General features: G+C 37.5%; 18 protein-coding genes and 1 pseudogene. 5 read left to right on the forward strand and 14 right to left on the reverse strand.

The features are described from left to right. Nucleotides 1-148: 148 nt before the first annotated feature. The 6 genes from ABD005_RS10900 to ABD005_RS10925 form a co-directional block, all read right to left on the reverse strand. Nucleotides 149-1,696 carry a bifunctional GNAT family N-acetyltransferase/carbon-nitrogen hydrolase family protein gene (locus tag ABD005_RS10900; protein ID WP_215981375.1) on the reverse strand — a complete coding sequence of 516 codons (1,548 nt, stop codon included), beginning with the start codon at nucleotides 1,694-1,696 and terminating at the stop codon, nucleotides 149-151. A gap of 261 nt (nucleotides 1,697-1,957) precedes the next feature. After that, a complete protein-coding gene (locus tag ABD005_RS10905; RefSeq protein ID WP_343817423.1) occupies nucleotides 1,958-2,350 on the reverse strand; it encodes a hypothetical protein in 393 nt (130 codons plus the stop codon). Nucleotides 2,351-2,421: 71 nt separating this feature from the next. Beyond that, nucleotides 2,422-3,105 (reverse strand): flagellar brake domain-containing protein, encoded by a 684-nt coding sequence (locus ABD005_RS10910; protein ID WP_343817424.1) that lies wholly within the window; start codon nucleotides 3,103-3,105, stop codon nucleotides 2,422-2,424. Between the two features lie 167 nt (nucleotides 3,106-3,272). Then, nucleotides 3,273-3,524 (reverse strand): hypothetical protein, encoded by a 252-nt coding sequence (locus ABD005_RS10915; RefSeq protein WP_252739014.1) that lies wholly within the window; start codon nucleotides 3,522-3,524, stop codon nucleotides 3,273-3,275. Between the two features lie 48 nt (nucleotides 3,525-3,572). Further along, nucleotides 3,573-4,097: a peroxiredoxin family protein gene (locus ABD005_RS10920; RefSeq protein WP_343817425.1), complete on the reverse strand. Its 525-nt coding sequence runs from the start codon at nucleotides 4,095-4,097 to the stop codon at nucleotides 3,573-3,575. Nucleotides 4,098-4,251: 154 nt separating this feature from the next. Continuing rightward, nucleotides 4,252-4,950 (reverse strand): EAL domain-containing protein, encoded by a 699-nt coding sequence (locus ABD005_RS10925; RefSeq protein WP_343817621.1) that lies wholly within the window; start codon nucleotides 4,948-4,950, stop codon nucleotides 4,252-4,254. Between the two features lie 412 nt (nucleotides 4,951-5,362). Here ABD005_RS10925 and ABD005_RS10930 point away from each other — a divergent pair, with 412 nt between their 5' ends. Next, nucleotides 5,363-5,803: a type II toxin-antitoxin system HicB family antitoxin gene (locus ABD005_RS10930; RefSeq protein ID WP_343817426.1), complete on the forward strand. Its 441-nt coding sequence runs from the start codon at nucleotides 5,363-5,365 to the stop codon at nucleotides 5,801-5,803. 33 nt (nucleotides 5,804-5,836) lie between these two features. On the opposite strand, the gene bioD is transcribed toward ABD005_RS10930, so the two are convergent. The 4 genes from bioD to bioB form a co-directional block, all read right to left on the reverse strand. Continuing rightward, entirely contained in the window at nucleotides 5,837-6,631 is a 795-nt protein-coding gene (gene bioD / locus ABD005_RS10935) for a dethiobiotin synthase (RefSeq protein WP_343817427.1), read from the reverse strand. An 83-nt stretch (nucleotides 6,632-6,714) separates the two neighbouring features. After that, entirely contained in the window at nucleotides 6,715-7,506 is a 792-nt protein-coding gene (gene bioC, locus ABD005_RS10940; RefSeq protein WP_343817428.1) for a malonyl-ACP O-methyltransferase BioC, read from the reverse strand. Next, nucleotides 7,506-8,705, reverse strand: coding sequence for an aminotransferase class I/II-fold pyridoxal phosphate-dependent enzyme (locus ABD005_RS10945; protein ID WP_343817429.1), 1,200 nt, complete (start codon nucleotides 8,703-8,705; stop codon nucleotides 7,506-7,508). Before ABD005_RS10945 ends, bioC begins: the two co-directional genes overlap by 1 nt. Nucleotides 8,706-8,754: 49 nt before the next feature. Beyond that, a complete protein-coding gene (bioB, locus tag ABD005_RS10950) occupies nucleotides 8,755-9,831 on the reverse strand; it encodes a biotin synthase BioB (protein WP_215981383.1) in 1,077 nt (358 codons plus the stop codon). Between the two features lie 88 nt (nucleotides 9,832-9,919). Between bioB and bioA the strand changes: the two genes are divergently transcribed. Further along, the gene (bioA, locus tag ABD005_RS10955) at nucleotides 9,920-11,275 is read left to right on the forward strand and encodes an adenosylmethionine--8-amino-7-oxononanoate transaminase (RefSeq protein ID WP_343817430.1); all 1,356 of its coding nucleotides are present in this window, start codon (nucleotides 9,920-9,922) and stop codon (nucleotides 11,273-11,275) included. Between the two features lie 228 nt (nucleotides 11,276-11,503). On the opposite strand, the gene ABD005_RS10960 is transcribed toward bioA, so the two are convergent. Continuing rightward, entirely contained in the window at nucleotides 11,504-11,917 is a 414-nt protein-coding gene (locus ABD005_RS10960; protein ID WP_343817431.1) for a hypothetical protein, read from the reverse strand. Between the two features lie 30 nt (nucleotides 11,918-11,947). Further along, nucleotides 11,948-12,205: pseudogene (locus tag ABD005_RS10965) on the reverse strand (hypothetical protein). A gap of 222 nt (nucleotides 12,206-12,427) precedes the next feature. Here ABD005_RS10965 and asnS point away from each other — a divergent pair. Next, nucleotides 12,428-13,828, forward strand: a complete 1,401-nt coding sequence (asnS, locus tag ABD005_RS10970; protein WP_215979120.1) for an asparagine--tRNA ligase — start codon at nucleotides 12,428-12,430, stop codon at nucleotides 13,826-13,828. 126 nt (nucleotides 13,829-13,954) lie between these two features. Here the strand turns inward: asnS and ABD005_RS10975 are convergent, their stop codons facing one another. Further along, complete coding sequence (locus ABD005_RS10975) at nucleotides 13,955-14,521, reverse strand: NAD(P)H nitroreductase (RefSeq protein WP_215979121.1); 567 nt, start codon at nucleotides 14,519-14,521, stop codon at nucleotides 13,955-13,957. A 622-nt stretch (nucleotides 14,522-15,143) separates the two neighbouring features. On the opposite strand from ABD005_RS10975, the gene ABD005_RS10980 reads away from it, so the two are divergent. Beyond that, on the forward strand, nucleotides 15,144-16,049 hold the full coding sequence (locus tag ABD005_RS10980) for a DMT family transporter (protein ID WP_343817432.1): 906 nt from the start codon (nucleotides 15,144-15,146) through the stop codon (nucleotides 16,047-16,049). Between the two features lie 83 nt (nucleotides 16,050-16,132). Here ABD005_RS10980 and ABD005_RS10985 read toward each other — a convergent pair whose 3' ends face one another. Then, nucleotides 16,133-16,849, reverse strand: coding sequence for an HvfX family Cu-binding RiPP maturation protein (locus tag ABD005_RS10985; RefSeq protein WP_425544898.1), 717 nt, complete (start codon nucleotides 16,847-16,849; stop codon nucleotides 16,133-16,135). A 175-nt stretch (nucleotides 16,850-17,024) separates the two neighbouring features. Here ABD005_RS10985 and sppA point away from each other — a divergent pair, with 175 nt between their 5' ends. After that, nucleotides 17,025-18,941 carry a signal peptide peptidase SppA gene (gene sppA, locus ABD005_RS10990; protein WP_215979123.1) on the forward strand — a complete coding sequence of 639 codons (1,917 nt, stop codon included), beginning with the start codon at nucleotides 17,025-17,027 and terminating at the stop codon, nucleotides 18,939-18,941. The last annotated feature ends 76 nt before the right edge of the window (nucleotides 18,942-19,017 follow it).

The following is a 19,017-nucleotide window of genomic DNA, read 5'->3' on the forward strand; positions in this document are numbered from 1 at the left end:
TACGACCAACTAACTGATTATTGCGATTAATAAAATAAAGCAGGTAAATTGTAGACCAAAAAAATGCCTATGCCCGTATCATCAGGTATAAGCATTTGGGTTTGTTTTTTAATAGAATTAACGTGGCTATTTTACTTTTATAGCTGCACTATTTACCTAACCACTCTATTTTATATAGATCACGACGACGATCTAAATAGTTTCTTACTGAGCCTTCATTTTGCAGTTTATTTAATTTATCGAGATCTAAATCAACAATTAAGGTCATTTCAGTATTTGGTGTAGTTTCTGCCATAATCGCATCATGAGGAAACGAGAAATCCGAAGGCGAAAATACCGCAGATTGTGAATATTGAATATCCGCCCCATCAACTTTAGGTAAGTTACCAACACTGCCAGCAATGGCGACATAACATTCATTTTCTATGGCGCGGGCTTGAGCACAACAACGGACACGTAAATAACCATTTTTTGTATCTGTCCAAAAAGGAACAAATAAAATTTGCATCCCCTCTTCAGACTGTAAACGCGCCAGCTCAGGGAATTCAACATCATAACAAATTAAAATGCCAATTTTACCAAAGTCAGTATTAAATACTTTAAGCTCATTGCCGCCTTGCATTATCCATGCTTTTTTCTCATAAGGCGTTGGATGAATTTTATATTGCGAGTCTACCGTACCGTCACGACGGCATAGGTAAGCTACGTTCAGTAATTCATCATCTTCTAACGTGGGTACTGAGCCGGCAATAATATTAATATTATATGATACCGCTAACTTTGAAATAGCTTCAACAATCTCAAGACTGTATTCCGCTAATGCTTTAATAGAATCAATAGAGTTTGCGTGATTATCTATTCCCATTAATGGTGCATTAAAAAACTCAGGGAACAATGCTAAGTCGCATTGATAGTCTGATAAGGCATCAACAAAAAATTCAACTTGTTGAATGAGCTCTTCAACGCTATCAAAGGGGCGCATTTGCCATTGTATACAACCTATACGTGCCGTTGTCCGTTTAGCACCAATGAGCGGTGACTTTTCAGGGTCGTAATATAAATTAGTCCACTCTAATAATGTTGCATAACCGTGCGACTCTTTATCTTCAGGTAAATACCCTTTAATAACACGCTTTACTTCAAATTCATTTGATAGTTGAAAAGTTAAAATAGGATCATAAAGTTCTTTCCGTTTAACTTGCTCAATATAAGCTTGCGGCGTTAATGTTTCAGAGTGGTTTTTATAAAGCGGAATACGCCCACCGGCAACAATGGCCTTTAAATTAAGATTTTGACAAAGCTCTTTACGCGCTTCGTATAAACGACGCCCTAAACGCATACCGTGATAATTAGGCGAAACAAAAACGTCAACGCCATAAAGTACATCGCCTAAAGGGTCGTGCGTTGTTAAATAAGCATTACCTGTTATTTCGTCATAAGTATGTTGATCACCAAACTTATCGTAATCAACAACAACACTAAATGCGGCTGCAACAACAACGCCGTGATCTTCAATACATATTTGTCCATCTTGAAATACCTTAAGCTGTGCTTGGAATTTTTTTTCAGGCCAAGCACCACCAAGATCAGGATAAACAGTATCCATGAGTTTTTTTACATCAGCGTAGTCACTTAATTTTAAATGGCGAAGGGTAAGTTTATGTTCGGGGTCTTCTATTAACGTATCATCAGTCATTGATGTTCTCTTTACAAAGCAACGCTAGTTAGCTCACGATTGAGCCGATATAACTCGTTGGTATCACCCATACAAAGTTAGATTTTTTATCTGTAAGGCATGCGCCATTACCACGCTAATACAATAAATTTTAATTAAGACGTAGCGCAGGTGATATATAAGGCAGCTTCAAAGAAAAGGCAAGTATTATTGAAAGGTTATTTTACTGTGGACAGTAAAAATACTTGTAAAGGGGTAAAGGGGTAAAGGGTGAATGATACGTTACTCGACGCTTAACATACCAATATCACTTAGCCATGCGTAAGCTTGCTCAATGTTATCAAAGAAATTACTTTCAACATTGGTCAACACCGTGTGACTGTCTTCCATTAGAGTTTTTTGCAGTGACATACCACAAATTACCGCTTCATATTTTTGATTATTGATATTGCCCCAGGCATTTAACTTATCAATTTCATCCCACATTTCAGGGGTCGATAACTCCCACTGACTTAAATCAACTAAGCATGCCCATGGTTTATCTTTTATTTGATTAACTAAGACTTTATATTCTCGGCAAAGTCTTAAAACAGTTTCAATATTCCAAGCATCAAAACATTTGACAACTAAGGTTTGCCCAATGATTTTCATTTTAAAAGAACCGTGTTCTTGCATAAGTATTTCCAAAATTTATCATTAACATCTACAGTGATAAAGTATTATTCGCTTTTATGCGCGCTACATACTTAAGTTGACTCAATTGCCATTTCGTCGAGTAATAATGAAATAGTTTTTAATGACGACTCATCAAACATAATACCCACAAGAATATTCCCATTATCAAATCTATTATTTTTAATGTGTGCATTTACTAGTAATGGCTCTTCTACACCTATACGTGTGATTGCAATATGAACGGGACATTTTTTAACGCCACTATCACGGCTTATCGCTTTGAATGAAAATAAACAACCGCGAGCAGAAATATCTACAATATAGCCGCCAATACAGTTACCCGTTAAGGTATTACCTTTTTTATTTTGAGCGATTTGAGCGGGTATGTGTGTTTGTTTGCGTTGCGATGTTCTCAGTTGACGGTTTTCTATATGGGTAGGATAGTTTAAAAATATTAATTTTTCTGGGATAGTTGATACATGTTTTATACTCGTTGAAAAAGCAACACATTCACCATGCTGTCCTTCCAGAATATAACGAACGACTACGCCACTACCGCTAAGCAGTATGTCTTTGTAATCTGCGTGGTTTAGTTTATTTGGAAATTTGACAAGTATGTAACGACCTAAATCAATACCAATCACTACTGGCTTCATTCTAACGCCACTTAACCCACCAAATTGAAGATCAATTATTTTCCCTGGCGTTAAATTATGTATAAACTCATTAAGAATTTGGTTTTCGGCATCTATCATTCAATAACTTCGTTTTAGATAACTTTACTAAATACTGCATTGTTAAATGATAAATATCAATATATTAATATTGGGATAGAAAAAAATAGATACAAGAAATAATGACTTCACATGTAACGTAGTCACAAGTGTAACAACCACTGCGCTATATATTGAGTGAATATACTTTATTTAAACCATACTTTACCGCCAACTATTTTCAAGGCGGGCGTTCCTTTAATTAATTGCTCCCGAGCAAAAACCAACTCACACTTGGGGCAAGTACCTAAAACTTGAGTAAAATCTTTGCTTATACGCTCAATAAAACATTTTACCAGAGCGCCCTTGCCACCTTTTCTATATTTAAGCAGCTGCGTATTACAGCTGCTACAAAATATATCAACGGTTTTTGTTGGACCTTTTTTATTCGGTTTAGCCATTGTGGTTAATACTTTATCTTATTGCGTTTTTCAATTCTGTGCTGAACACTACAGCAGACTAACGCCTAATATTTTCAAATTTTCAGCCATATCTTCCGCAGCAGTTCTAGGAGAAATATCTTCATCTATTTTGATAATCATACCGGCTTTGTCGATATAAAAAGTTACTCGGCTAGCAACACCGGCAAAATTTAAAACATCATAGGCTTTTGCAGCGGCCTTAGTTGGGTCACTTAACATAGGAAAGTCAGCTCCCGTCTTTTCTGCAAAGTCTCTATTGTCATCTAATGGATCAACGCTTGCCATAAAATAACTCACGTCATACTTTCTTATCAGATGACCTTTCTCAGTTAACGATTTGCACTCGATAGTGCAGCCACGTGTATTAGCCATAGGGTACCAAGCTAATACGACCGCTTGTTTACCTTGATAATCAGATAACTGATAAAAGTCACCATTGGTTGCTTGTAACTTAAAGTTTGGCGCTTTATCGCCCACCTTAAGTTCGTTTGCGCTCAAGGTTAAGCTAATAGCGCAGGAGATTATGCCGAGCAGTGATAAAAGTTTTTTCATTGTTGTTACCTTAAAAGTAGTTGAAACGTTTTAGTAAGTGCCATGTAAAGCGCAATATGTAAACGACAATAAAATTACGTCTTAAATGGTTGAAGGTATATACGCGCTTGAGTGTACTACAGATCTAAAATAGCACGATAAAAGTTATCATAAATTAATTAACCACTTTAAATTGCTCTTGATAGTAAAAACCTTGTACAAAATCAATATTGAGTGTTTTCGCTAGTGCCAAATCATCCGCTGTTTCAACACCTTCTAAAATAACCTGTTTACCTGCGCTGTGTGCATAATTAATAATAGACTCCACTAACAGCATAAAGTTTTGGTTGGCTCTATTTTTTAATACGTATTTATCTAGTTTTATATATTTAACTAGCTGAATAACCGATGTTGAGATCATTGATTGAGGGTTACACACGTCATCAATTGCAGTGCGTATATTATTTTTAGCTAGGTTATCTATCATCGCTAAACTCATAATCGCATCATTAATTTCTGAATTTTCAATCAGCTCAACTACTACTTCTGCCTTTTGAAACTCTTTAAATAATTTTAAAAATGGGTTATTGCCATTAATAATTCCACTGGAAAAATAAGAGTCTTGATCTAAGTTAACAAAAATATCTGAGCCATTGACAGCGTACGATAGTTGCAGCTTTTTCTGTTGGTATTCAACTTGAAACAAACTTAACGGGCTACTGTGTAATGATGCATAAACTAGATCAGGCCTGAGCGGTTTATCATCGGCACTATAAAAACGCGCTAACGCTTCATAAGCAAATATTTCATTATTTTTACACGCTATGATGGGCTGATATTCAACACCAAAACGTTTTCGTTCGATTAAATCTATTAAACATTATGAGCTTAATGCTTCTGTATTTTTCATTCATTACCTAAGTCACAGCGGCTAGATTACTTGCTGTTGATATGACTTTTTACGACAGGATTAACGGGAACGGCACATATTAAATGAGAATTATTATCAGGTAAAGGTAATTACTAAAACATTTAGCTAATGTTGCTAACAACTCCAAATAATAAAGATCTTTCGCTGAATTCAACTAATAACTATACGCTTTTAGCTATGTTTTCAGGCTATAGTAAACAATCACTCCAATATATTTCAGGGTTATCAGGGTTATTTAAATTACTTACGTAGAGTTATTGGAGTTATATCCACATGCATACAAAGGGGTTGTCGGAGTTATTATAAAGTGACATGATGTGGTTAACAAACAGACAATGTTAATTAGGTATCTGGCATGAAATACCCGTTATTGATAGAGAAAAAAAACCAAGCGTTCGGTTATCAAGTGAGCGTACCAGACTTACCCGGTTGTCAGGCGAATGCTGACTCTATTGATCAAGCTTTTGAAAATATTAACGCGGTGATCAAATCACATCTCACTATATTATCTGAGTACTCAGAGCCAATTCCAAATGGTACATCAATAGAAAAACAACGGGCCTTATGGCTAGCAAATCGTACTCAAGCACAATTAATAACTGATAATAGTACTGAAGTTATTTGGGGGTTAACCGAGCTAGACATCACTCCCTATTTAGGAAAAAGTCATAAAATCAATGTCACCTTACCTGAGTTGCTGATAACGCAAATTGATAAAAAAGTGAGTAAATCACCAGACTATAAAACACGATCGGGCTTTATTGCTTCCGCCTGTATAGCGCTACTTAACAAGTAGTTCTTTTGGTTATCATTAAGTGCGGTTGTTACCTTATGGTTTAGGAGTAGACTTAGCTTCAGCTTTATGTTGAGGTAATAATATTGATACATCAATACTCTCTGCGGCAATTTTAATTTTATCGGTAAAGGTTAAACCCTGCCCTGCTCTTATGTTCATATGAGCATCAGCAATAAAGTCTACTTGTGCTATTTTAGGTATTGGCAGTAACTGAGTTAAGGACTCAATATTTTCAGCTAAATTGCTCATTGGTGTTTCGCTGGCGCAATTTGCCACCCAAGCAATGCAATTTAAACCATCGGCCTTAATTGCATCAAAAGTGAGTAAAGCATGGTTTAAACAGCCAAGCTTCATATTCACAATTAAAATAACATCCATTTTTTGTGCTTTAACAAAATCAGCCATAAATTGTGTCGTGTTTTTAGTACCTTGCGCGCTATTGGCGACTATCAGAGGTAATCGCCAGCCACCAGCACCTTCAATTAAATTAATATCTGCATTTAAAGCATTAATCTGAGTAAAGTGCGTACTTAAGTCACTTACCGTGATTGCTTGTTGGTGTTTTTGTGCTGCAATATGTGGTGCTATAGGCTCTAAAAAAGCAATGGGGTTTACTTGCTTTAACGATTGCTGACAATTTGCATAATGGGTTAACCATTTAGCGTCATCATTAACTAACTCGCCATTAATTAGTTCACAGCCAGCAGATACGGGCTTATAAGCAGCGACTCGTTGATGATATTGTTGAGTAAGGGCGTGAATAATAGCGCAACTGACAAAGGTTTTTCCTGCGTCGGTATCCGTTGCGGTAATAAAAATATTTTTCATGAAAAGTAACCTGAAAATATACTATAAAAGGTCAGTACTGAACTAACCCTTTATAATTATTAAAGAATAAAGTCTCAATCAAGCTAGGTTTTCACCACTAAACCTGAAAAAAGACGATAGGTAGCGGGGTAAATACCACTAGGCTCAAGAAAGTCTTGGTAATGCTCGGTCATTTTAAACCATTTAGCTTTACCGGATAAACCACGGTTCTTTTTATTAGCTAAATGATTAGCCCCTAAACCTTTTAATTCACGTGCTAAATGAATGACATTTTGATATTCAAGTACTATATCTTGGCATTTTTGTTCAACTAACTGACACGATTGTTTGCTAAAAACATCGTTTAACTGGGTAGCGGTTTTAAAATCAATAACGTGCTGATCATCGTCAACTTGTCGCCATGATGACTTTAGTTCATGTAACGTGCCATCAACAAGTGTTGTAAAAATAAACATACCACCCGGTTTTAGCACCCGCAGTATTTCTTTAACGGCATTATCAAGCGGATTAAACCATTGAATAACCAAGTTAGAATAAATAAGATCAATACTATTATCTTGTAAAGGAATGTGATGAGCATCTCCTTCAACCCAAGTAATACTCTCATTACGGTTTGCTTGCGCAAATCGTAGCATTTGTGTGGCAATATCTAAGCCTATTACACGTTGATATTTACTGGCTAATAAGTCGGTAAAAAAACCGGTACCTGAGCCTAAGTCAAGCACGGTTAAATCGTCTTGCTCAGGTAACCACGGCATTAAGTGTTTACCTGAAAAACGTTGTAAGCGTGCTGAAACATCGTATGATTCACTCGCAGAGCCAAACGTTTTTGCAATATTTTTTCGGGTAAATCGAATTTGTTCGGTTGGAACCATTACTTTAGAGCCTTGTTTAAGCATTCTGCTAAGTATTTGATATCATTTTCATTATGATGTGCACAAATGGTTACGCGTAACCTAGAGCTATTAACCGCAACTGTTGGAGGTCTGATTGCCGTTAACCAAATACCCTGCTGTTTTAATTTTTCACTGACCTGAAGTGCTGCTTTTTCATCACCAATAATAATAGCGTGAATTGATGACTGTGAGGTGATCAATTGGATATTATCTGCTAATAACCTTGTAAAAAGCGCGCTGAGTTCATTAATTTTATCACGTCGCCATTGCGCCTGTTTTATCAATTTAATGCTTTTAATTGTCGCCCAAGCAATCGCCGGTGATATTGCGGTTGAATAAATATAGTGGCGAGAAAAATTGATTAAATAATCGTGCAACTCTGCCTGACAAGTTAAAAAGGCACCACTGGTTGCCATCGCTTTACCAAAAGTTGCCATGGTAATATCAATATCAGTAATGCTATTACTGCCCTGACCTTGTTCACCAATAACACCGATACTGTGAGCATCATCTAAATATAACCAAGCATTATGTTGTTTGGCCAATTGTGCTAATTGAGCAACCTTAGCTTGATCGCCATCCATACTAAAAACCCCTTCAGAGGCAATTAACGTATTCTCGGCATTATTTTGTTCAAGCAGTCGTGCCAATTGCTCGGTATTATTGTGGTTAAAGCGTTTCACTTTGGCGTTACTTTGATATGCACCATCAATCATTGAAGCATGACTAAGCTTATCTAAATAAAATTGCGCCTGGGAAGTGTTACTGCTTTGCGTATCACCTTGTTGCCCTAGTGCATGAAATAGTGCCAAATTAGCCGAGAAGCCACTTGAAAATAATAAACAGCGTGGTTTATTTAGCCATTGGCATATTTCATCTTCTAATGCTTGATGAGCATAATGATAACCAGTAACTAAGCTAGAAGCGCTGGCACAAGTACCAAATTTATCAGCGCCTTCTTGCAAGGCCTTATTAATTTCAGCATGATTATTTAATCCTAAATAATCATTTGATGAAAAATTAATATAGTGTTTTCCAGCAATATTGATCGTGCAATTATGTTCGTTGGTAACGCCAGCACCAATGCATACACGTTGACGATAACGATTAAGTTGTTGCTGTTCGGCCAACTGGCGGCTGATAAAACTGAAATTATTAGCGTGTTCAGTTGGCATCATAGCTTTTACCTTAGTAACGTTACTCACTCTAATAGCAAGCTAAATAACGTTATAATGCTGCGTTAGTAAATAAGTCGCTGTGTTGTTGGTCAACAATCGCCGTTTTAACTAATTTATCAACACGTTCATTATCATCAACAACCGTTTCAGTGTTAATGCCTAACTTTTCAAATAACGCAATATCTTGATTAGTTTCAGGGTTTTCAGTGGTTAATAACTTACAGCCATAGAAAATAGAGTTTGCACCAGCAAGAAAACACATTGCTTGCATTTGCTCGTTCATTGCTGAACGACCAGCCGATAGACGAACATGGCTTTTTGGCATCATAATACGGGCCACAGCAATACAGCGAATAAAATCAAAACTTTCTAAGTCATCGACATTTTCTAATGGTGTACCTTCAACTTTAACTAACATGTTAATAGGCACACTTTCTGGTTGTGGGTTTAAATTGGCTAACTGTGCTAATAACGAGGCGCGATCTACCGCTTTCTCGCCTAAACCGACAATACCGCCACTACAAACTTTCATACCAGCAGTACGAACATTATCAAGAGTGTCTAAACGGTCTTGATAAGTACGGGTGGTAATAATTTGATTGTAATGCTCTGGTGAGGTATCAAGGTTGTGGTTGTAGTAATCTAAACCTGCTTCTTGTAATTGTTCAGCTTGGTCTTCTGACAACATACCTAAGGTCATACACGTTTCCATGCCTAACTCTTTCACACCTTTAACCATGCTTAATACATAAGGCATGTCACGCTCTTTAGGGTTACGCCATGCGGCGCCCATACAAAAACGGGTTGAGCCCATTTCTTTAGCGCGTTTTGCGGCTTCAAATACTTTTTCAACCGCCAGTAAACTTTCTTTTTCTAAGTCAGTTTTATTACGTGCACTTTGCGAGCAGTATTTACAGTCTTCTGGACAAGCTCCAGTTTTAATTGATAATAAAGTACTTACCTGTACTTCATTAGGATTAAAATTTTCTCTGTGCACAACTTGTGCTTTAAACATTAAATCGTTGAAAGGAAGATCAAATAATTCCTTAACTTGCGCTAAGTTCCAATTATGGCGAATATTTGTTTGTTGGCTTGCTGACTGTGTTGATAAAACTGCTTCGGACATGATTACTCAATTGCATCTGGTTAACTTAACGGGTAGTCTAGCCAGCACGACCATGATGTCAACAATTTTAATTGCCAGTAGTTAACAAATGAACAAAAAACAAACACCTCTTCACTCTTCTTTCTCGACTTTATCCACAAACGATTTACTTCAATTTGATAAAGATAATGTTTGGCACCCATACACTTCAATGTCTGCTCCCTTACCTACCTATATGGTAGATCGCGCTGACGGTGTTCATATTCACTTAGCCAGTGGTGAGCAACTTATTGATGGTATGTCATCTTGGTGGTCAGTTTTACATGGCTATAATCATCCTAAACTAAATGCAGCACTCGTTGAACAGTCAGCAAAAATGTCGCATGTGATGTTTGGCGGTTTAACTCACCAAAGCGCCATTACATTGTGCGAGAAGCTCATTCGTTTAACACCAACAGGGTTAGATAAGGTTTTTTTATCTGACTCCGGCTCCGTGGCTGTTGAAGTTGCAATGAAAATGGCACTGCAATACCAACATGCAGTAGCGGCTAAAAATGCTACTAAGTTAACCAAAACAAAATTACTCACGGTTAAGAATGGTTACCATGGCGATACTTTTGCGGCGATGTCAGTTTGTGATCCCGTGACGGGAATGCATCAAATATTTGAGCAGGTATTAATGCAACATTATTTTGCTCCACCGCCACAATGTAAATTTGGTGAAGCGTGGCAGCTAGAAGATGCCGTTGAATTAAGTAGGCTATTTGCGCAACATCATCACGAAATTGCTGCTTTTATTATTGAGCCAATAGTACAAGGTACTGGTGGTATGCGTTTTTATCACCCTGAGTACTTAAAAACCTGCCGAGCACTTTGTGATCAATACAATGTGTTATTCATTGCTGATGAAATTGCCACAGGCTTTGGCCGCACGGGTAAGCTTTTTGCCTGTGAATGGGCAGACATAAGTCCCGATATTATGTGTTTAGGTAAAACACTTACTGGCGGCTATATCACTTTAGCCGCAACCCTTTGCTCTGAGCATATAGCCAATACGATTAGCCAAGGCGAAGCCGGTTGCTTTATGCATGGACCAACATTTATGGGTAATGCTCTTGCTTGCGCAGTAGCGAATGCCAGTATCGATTTATTATTTGAGAATAACTGGCAACAACAAGTGGCAGATATAGAAAAGCAGCTAATTCAAGATATTTTACCCCTTAACTGTCACCACCGCGTTGTAGATGCTCGAGTACTGGGCTCTATTGGCGCCGTTGAATGCAAGCAAAGTGTCAATGTTGCTGCTATACAAAAGCGTTTTGTAGAATTAGGCGTATGGATCCGCCCATTTGGTCAACTTATTTATATCATTCCGCCACTTATAACTACCGCAGCGCAATTAACGACATTAGTAAACGCGATTGCCGAAGTATTAAATGATGACAACTGCTTTACCACTAATTAACCTGAACTCGATTTAAGAGATATTTAACAAATTGAAATATCAGCAAAAATTACTTTTATGAACCTCTAGCTTGATAGTTTTTCTTCTTTTCATATGATAAGCAAGGAAAATTTCGCGTCAATAGCTGGCCTATTGCAAGTAAATTTAACGAAGAAGTTAGGAAAAGTAGCCGCTAGAGAAACATTTATTAAGCCGAGCTCAGGTTAATTAATAATAGTAAGAACAGTACTAACTATAACGGTGCAAATGATAAAGAATATACACCAGCCAGATCAAGTTAATGACCAGTAAAAAAATCAAATGGTAATGCGGGTTATCGGCTTTACGGCGGTTACGATACTTATCAAGCATCAACGCAAGGTAGCTGCCTAAAGCACTGAGCCAAAGCAAAATATATAAATACCCCGTTAAGGGTGTTAACCAAAATTGCCTGACGTCAATATCATAATAACGTAGCACGCCATAATTGCTTTCTGGCGCTGCGTAATACGACATAATTAATGCGACGAGAAACAATATCCAACTAGCCAGTGCTAACAGTATTTTGCCATAAACCCATGTGTCGATAGTTTTTCGGCGCTCAACAGGTTTAGCTGTTTCAGCATCGTTAGATTGTTTATCAGGCGTTACAGATAATTTCATTCATTAAGCTCTTTTTATGAATATTTACCGTTAAGTTCTAGGGGCTGTTGATCTTTCGAGATTATTTTTGCAGCTTTTTGTTGGGTATTTATACAAGGCAGAGCCTTTGTAATGTAGTTATTCAGGACAATAAGCTCCTGCATTGTCTAATAAACTACATCCATGTAGCGTTACCTAAAAAGGCGATAACGCAGTAAAAATGACCAACAAACGCTGTCCGAAGGATTCGGCTAAAAGCGTCTTACTCTTTGTTGAACAGTATTTGCTTAGAATGACTAGGCAACACACTGTCCGCCGCGATTAAAACGCTTTTATCTCGAACAAAGTTTAACCGCGAAAAATCAACAGACCTTAGTTTAATATAACAATTAAACTAAGTTTTTCCCTAACATGGCAATTAAGCGTTGCATTTACACAACGTCACGGTAACATATCACTCCATTTTCAGAGTAAAAGCAAATTTGTAAAAATTTGATTACTATTTGATATAACAATATAAGAGGTCATTAAATGTCAGTTATAGCAATTACTGATGTATTAGCAGGCAAATTCCCTGTTAATGAAAGTATTACCGTGCATGGTTGGATCAGAACCCGCCGCGACTCAAAAGCCGGTATTTCATTTTTAGCCGTTCATGACGGTTCATGTTTCGATGCTATTCAAGCTATAGTACCTAGTGATCTAGATAATTATCAAGACGATATACTTAAATTAACAACAGGTTGTTCAGTTAAAGTTACCGGTATTTTGGTAGAATCTCCAGGCCAAGGCCAATCATTTGAAATTCAAGCAACCGCAGTAGAAGTATTAGGTTTTGTTGAAGACCCAGATACTTACCCAATGGCCGCTAAACGTCACAGCATTGAGTTTTTACGTGAACAAGCACATTTACGTCCACGTACGAATATTGGCGGCGCAGTAACACGCGTACGTAACTGTTTAGCACAGGCCGTGCACCGTTTCTTACACAGTAAAGGCTATTTTTGGATCAGCACACCGTTAATTACTGGTAGTGACTGTGAAGGTGCCGGTGAGATGTTCCGCGTAAGTACCTTAGATATGGAAAATTTACCACGTAGTGAAAATGGTCAAGTTGATTACAACAAAGACTTTTTTGGCAAAGAAACTTTTTTAACTGTATCAGGTCAGTTAAACGTTGAAACTTATTGTAACGCGTTATCAAAAGTATATACATTTGGCCCTACATTCAGAGCAGAAAACTCCAATACTAGCCGTCACTTAGCTGAGTTTTGGATGGTTGAGCCAGAAATCGCTTTCGCTAACCTATCTGACGCTGCTGACTTAGCCGAAGAAATGCTTAAATACGTCTTAAAAGCTGTTTTAGATGAGCGCCCAGATGATATGGCCTTCTTCCAACAGCGTGTTGATAAAACCGTTATCGACCGTTTGAACTCTGTTATTAATACAGAATTTGTTCGCTTAGATTACACTGATGCCATTACTATTTTAGAGAACTGTGATAAGCAATTTGAAAATGCCGTTTCTTGGGGTGTAGATTTAAACTCTGAGCACGAACGTTATTTAGCGGAAGAGCATTTTAATGGTCCTGTTGTTTTACAAAACTACCCGAAAGATATTAAGTCTTTCTACATGCGTTTAAATGATGATGGTAAAACCGTTGCTGCAATGGATATTTTAGCACCAGGCATTGGTGAGATTATTGGTGGTAGCCAACGTGAAGAGCGTCTTGATGTACTTGATAGCCGTTTAGGTGAAATGGGCTTAGATGTAGCCGATTACAGCTGGTATCGTGATTTACGTCGTTACGGCACCGTACCACATTCAGGTTTTGGTTTAGGTTTCGAGCGTTTAGTCGCTTATGCTACTGGCATGCAAAACGTGCGTGACGTAATACCTTTCCCAAGAACGCCTAACAACGCAGCGTTCTAAGCAAATAAGCATTAGCTTTGCTTCTTATATAAAGGCGACCATTGGTCGCCTTTTTTATGATTGTTGTTTGTATACTTATTGGTTATAACGCACTATGTAATAACGCGCTTCAACATATTGTCAGTACTAATCCCAATACGTCACGAATTCCTCATAAGGTTTTGCGGGTTTTACTACCGCTTCTTTAGTTGGACTACCAATATATAAATAGCCAACAATTTCATTATCATTACTAATACCTAACGCTTTCTTTACTGTTGGGTTATAAGCAAAACCCCCAGTACGCCACATAGCGCCATAGCCTAATGAATATGCCGCCATTTGCATAGCATGAGCGCAGCAACCCGCAGTAACTAATTGCTCTTGTTTTGGTACTTTATGCTCAACAAATTTGGTGCTGATCACAATAATCATTGGCGCGCGAAATGGTTTTTTTGAGACTTTTTCAATTTTAAGTGCCAGCTTTTCTTCATCTTCATCCGCTAACTCTTCATGGGTAGCTTGAACAAATACTTCACTTAAACGTTGCAAACCTTGCCCTGTAATGACAGTGAAGTGCCACGGCTTTAAGGCACCATGATCTGGGGCGCGCATTCCCGCAGATAAAATGGCATCAAGATCATTATCTTTAGGGGCTGGGTGACATAACATTTGTGTCGACTGACGGTGTAATAACATTTCAATAGCGTTCATTTAAGAGCCTTTAATATAAAATATAGTGTCTGTTTATCTTTCATATGACAATGAAAGAAAAGAATAGCTAAAGTGTATCGTGTCAGATAATTAACTGCATTAAAAATCCTCATAAAGCCGCTATTTAATGCTTGACTTAGTATGTGCTTATCGCCAGTATAAAATCACTGATATAAAAACAATCAAGATATAGCCCAATGCTAACAACTTTATTGCCAACAATACCTATGCTTAACCGACTTATGCTGCTCAGCGTCTCTGCTCGCTTAGCTAATTGTGTCTGTGTACCTAGCAATAAATGGCGATTAAGCTGGCCTTGTAGTGCGGAGTATTGAAAATATAAAAGAATAAAATTTATATTATTTTTTAAGCCGCAAAACTCAAACGTTGCGGCTTTTTTATTTTCTTCATTTTTTACCTTGATTGTTTACCTTAATTGAAGAGTTAATAAAAATAATATAAAACCGCTAACATCTCTACCCTGTTTGAAACCTACGGTTAAAAAATAATACTTAATTTGACTCAACATATGGCACCTAAATAAAGGTACTAAGTTGATGTCAGGTTATACGTATTTATTAACTAAATGTTCATGCTGAGCATTATAACAAGGAGAAAAACCATGTCGGTGCCAATAGCCTATTTGGCGGTATTATTAATTTGGTCTACAACACCATTAGGGATTGTTTGGAGCAGTGAGTCTATTCCACCAAGTATGGCAGTGTTACTGCGAATGCTTATAGCCTTAGTGCTCGGCTTTATGGTGATTAAAAGTAAAAAAATAAATTTACCTTGGCACAAACAAGCCATCACATTATATAGCTACTCTGCTTTGGGCATTTTTGGCGGTATGATGTTTTCTTATCTAGCAGCGGGTTACTTATCTTCAGGCGTGTTATCACTGGTTTTCGGTTTATCGCCTGTGATTTCCGCTATTTTAGCGCGTAAAATATTAGCTGAGCCTAAAATTAGTAGTATTCGCAAAAGTGCTATGTTTATTGCTCTAGCTGGTTTAGGCGTTGTTTGCGCTGATAATTTTACCTTAGCTGAAAATGGCATTTTAGGATTAGTTTTTGTTTTTTTAGCCGTATTCTTTTTTAGTTTAAGTGGTGTTTTAGTAAAAAGTGTTTCTTTAGCGATACACCCTTTAGCAACCACTGTCGGGGCGTTAAGTGTAGCAACACCGTTATTTTTTATCAGCTGGCTAGTATTAGATGGCAGTATTAATACAGAGCTTTGGCAAGCCAAATCTATTTGGGCCACTATATATTTAGGGGTGTTTGGCTCCCTACTGGGCTTTTATGCTTACTTTACGGTACTACAAAAGTTATCAGCAAGTACCGTAACGCTTATTACCTTAATAACACCAGTAATAGCACTGTCATTAGGCGCTTTACTAAATGATGAAGCATTACACTATAAGTTAGTATTAGGTGCATTCTTTGTGTTATTTGGCCTAGCCATTTATCACTGGGGTGATGTGCTTGTCAGCTATATAAAAAAAAGACGAGCACTTGTTAACGCTTAATGAACAACACAATAGTGAATAAACCAAAGATTCATCATGAGTCTTTGGTTTATCAACATTACCCCCATCATAATCACATTAAATTACCTACCTGAGCTCGGAGTATCAGCCTGACCGGAGGTGAAGTAGCGCTTTACAATAAAATAATCAACACTGGTATAGCGCCCTGCACCAATAAAAAACAGCGCAAGTAACATAATGAAATAGGTGGTAGAAAACTCAACACCATTATTGAGTATCACAATATTGCCTTTTTCATATAACCAATCGGTATTGCCATTTTCGTCAAGTAAATTTTTCATTGCCGTTAAACGCTTAGCGGCTTCATCACTATTATCTAAACTCGCCTTGGCGCTATCAATACCGACCCAAGTTAATACTTTTGCAGGACTTATTACACTATTCGTTGGAGTAATAGCAAACCAGCCATGATCAAGGTGAACCGTTGTAGCTGCCACAAACATAGTAAACATCAAAGGAATTGTAACGAGTCGAGTTAACACGCCAAAAAGTAGTAGCCAACCACCAAGCAGCTCAACAATAATAACTAAGTTTGCCAGTAATGCCGGAAAAGGCAGACCTAAGCCCCATTCACTATTACCAAACCAAGCAATAATTGTAGGATCAGCCATTAGCGCGGTAACGCCATGCACCTCATCGTTGAGCAGTTGTGTTTTACTAAAGCCCGCCATAATAAAAACAGGGGCTAAATAAACCCTTAACATTAAGGCAGGTATACCATCAAAATTTTTTAGTTTTGCTATAAAGCTTTGATAACAAGTGGCAATAGATTTCATCATTGGAGCTTCTTATATACAGTAAAATAGTAGCGTATAGATTAAGACCTCGCTAAAGGGTAGTTCATTTCATTAATATAAGATCATTATTACTTACAAACTTACGTGAGTGATTGTTATCTTTTGATAAATATTAAGTTACTATAAGGTTAGGTATAATTTTAAAATAAGAGATCTTATGAATAAGAAACCCAACATCATTAAACGGATTTTCTCAGCACTTTGGCGCAGCATTACTTTTACACGTAACTTAATATTAAATTTAATCTTTTTTGTCTTACTATTTTCCTTTATTGCGGTTATCGCCAGCAGTGAAGACCAAATAATTGTGCCAGAAAAAACCGCCCTAGTTCTGAACCTTGTTGGTGATATTGTCGAGCAAAAGCGTGAAGTGGATCCAATGGAAACATTCATTAATGAAGCGCTTGAGCAACAAGAAGAAAATCCAGAAGTATTACTGGCCGATTTAGTCAAAATTCTTGAAAAAGCGAAAAAAGATGATCGGGTACAATTATTAGTTTTACAACTACAAGGCCTAAACCGTACTGGCTTAACCAAGCTACAAGATGTTGCAGCGGCATTGAACGATTTTAAGAGCGATGGTAAAAAAATTATCGCGTTAGGCGATCAATACACGCAAGATCAATATTACCTAGCCAGCACCGCCGATGAAATATGGTTAAACCCTAAAGGCTTTATGCTTATTGAAGGCTATGGTCGTTATAACATGTACTTTAAATCTGCATTAGATAAGTTAGCAATTAATCAACATATCTTTCGCGTAGGCACATTTAAATCAGCAGTAGAGCCATTCATGCGTGATGATATGTCTGATGCCGCTAAAGAAGCCAATAAGTTATGGTTAAACGATTTATGGCAGCAGTATAAAACGGATGTTGCCAATCGACGTGGTTTTGCTATTGATAACTTTGATGAAAATGTTGACGACTTAGTTGCAAAGTTTTCTAAAGCAAATAGTAGCTTTGCTGATTATGCTTTAGCAAATAACTGGGTTGATCATTTAAAAACTCGTCAGGAAATGCGTAGTGAGTTAACCGAACTGGTTGGCAAAAATAAAAAAGGCGATAGCTACAGCCATATTGCTTATAAAGATTACCATAAAGTAACCAGCTCGCCACTAGCGACTGAGGCTGCTTTAGCAAAAACAACAACAGCGGATAAAGTCGCCATTATTGTTGCCAAAGGTACTATTTTAGATGGTACGCAAAAGCCTGGCACTATTGGCGGCGACAGTACCGCTAAATTATTACGTAAAGCCCGTAACGATGAAAACGTTAAAGCGGTTGTGTTACGTGTAGATAGCCCAGGTGGTAGCGCTTACGCTTCTGAAATTATTCGCCAGGAAGTTGAGTTACTCAAAAAATCGGGTAAACCTGTTGTGGCATCAATGGGAACCTATGCAGCATCTGGCGGCTATTGGATTTCTGCACCGGCAGATAAAATTTATGCGGCTCCATCAACCATTACAGGCTCTATCGGCATTTTTGGGATGATGATGACATTTGAAGATTCATTAAGCAAAATGGGAATTTACACCGACGGTGTTGGTACTACCGACATTTCAGGTTTCAGCCCTACTCGCCCATTAACCGATGGCATGAAGCAATTGTTTCAATTATCAATTAATAAAGGTTACCAAGACTTTATTACCTTAGTGGCTAATAACCGCAATATGACTTTAGCGCAAGTTGATGCTGTAGCTCAAGGTCGTGTTTGGACAGGTAAAAAAGCAAAATCTTTAGGTTTAGTTGATGAGTTAGGTACCTTAGATGATGCAGTAGTAGCTGCAGCGACGTTAGCCAAATTAACCACTTATGACACTTTACTGATAGAAAAAACACCTTCTACCCGTGGTAAATTTATGGAGGCGTTAATGGGCAATGCAGCTAACATTACTGCGATGCTAAATGGCACTCAAGCAAATAGTGTTGTTGAGCTAGCAACACATACAGCAAGTAACGAACAAGGTCTTGGTGTGCTCGTTAACATGTTGAAAACCCAAGTAGAGCAAGTTAATGAGTTTAATGATCCACAAGGTAAATATACCTTATGTTTAGCTTGTACTAGCTTATAAACATTAAAATTTAAAAATATTTAAAGGCAGTTATGTAACCCATAGCTGCCTTTTTATTTTAGCGCGTTTTTTACAT

It is taken from the genome of Colwellia asteriadis (assembly GCF_039523295.1).
GTDB classification, from domain to species: domain Bacteria; phylum Pseudomonadota; class Gammaproteobacteria; order Enterobacterales; family Alteromonadaceae; genus Colwellia; species Colwellia asteriadis.

Bases quoted from the DNA above. Each gene is read 5' to 3' on its own strand.
- ABD005_RS10920 (WP_343817425.1), bottom strand. From the start codon at position 4,097: ATGAAAAAACTTTTATCACTGCTCGGCATAATCTCCTGCGCTATTAGC.
- ABD005_RS10930 (WP_343817426.1), top strand. From the start codon at position 5,363: ATGAAATACCCGTTATTGATAGAGAAAAAAAACCAAGCGTTCGGTTAT.
- ABD005_RS10975 (WP_215979121.1), bottom strand. From the start codon at position 14,521: ATGAACGCTATTGAAATGTTATTACACCGTCAGTCGACACAAATGTTA.
- ABD005_RS10960 (WP_343817431.1), bottom strand. From the start codon at position 11,917: ATGAAATTATCTGTAACGCCTGATAAACAATCTAACGATGCTGAAACA.
- sppA (WP_215979123.1), top strand. From the start codon at position 17,025: ATGAATAAGAAACCCAACATCATTAAACGGATTTTCTCAGCACTTTGG.
- ABD005_RS10980 (WP_343817432.1), top strand. From the start codon at position 15,144: ATGTCGGTGCCAATAGCCTATTTGGCGGTATTATTAATTTGGTCTACA.
- ABD005_RS10910 (WP_343817424.1), bottom strand. From the start codon at position 3,105: ATGATAGATGCCGAAAACCAAATTCTTAATGAGTTTATACATAATTTA.
- bioC (WP_343817428.1), bottom strand. From the start codon at position 7,506: ATGGTTCCAACCGAACAAATTCGATTTACCCGAAAAAATATTGCAAAA.
- ABD005_RS10900 (WP_215981375.1), bottom strand. From the start codon at position 1,696: ATGACTGATGATACGTTAATAGAAGACCCCGAACATAAACTTACCCTT.
- bioD (WP_343817427.1), bottom strand. From the start codon at position 6,631: ATGAAAAATATTTTTATTACCGCAACGGATACCGACGCAGGAAAAACC.
- asnS (WP_215979120.1), top strand. From the start codon at position 12,428: ATGTCAGTTATAGCAATTACTGATGTATTAGCAGGCAAATTCCCTGTT.
- ABD005_RS10945 (WP_343817429.1), bottom strand. From the start codon at position 8,705: ATGATGCCAACTGAACACGCTAATAATTTCAGTTTTATCAGCCGCCAG.
- bioB (WP_215981383.1), bottom strand. From the start codon at position 9,831: ATGTCCGAAGCAGTTTTATCAACACAGTCAGCAAGCCAACAAACAAAT.
- ABD005_RS10905 (WP_343817423.1), bottom strand. From the start codon at position 2,350: ATGCAAGAACACGGTTCTTTTAAAATGAAAATCATTGGGCAAACCTTA.
- ABD005_RS10915 (WP_252739014.1), bottom strand. From the start codon at position 3,524: ATGGCTAAACCGAATAAAAAAGGTCCAACAAAAACCGTTGATATATTT.
- bioA (WP_343817430.1), top strand. From the start codon at position 9,920: ATGAACAAAAAACAAACACCTCTTCACTCTTCTTTCTCGACTTTATCC.
- ABD005_RS10985 (WP_425544898.1), bottom strand. From the start codon at position 16,849: ATGATGAAATCTATTGCCACTTGTTATCAAAGCTTTATAGCAAAACTA.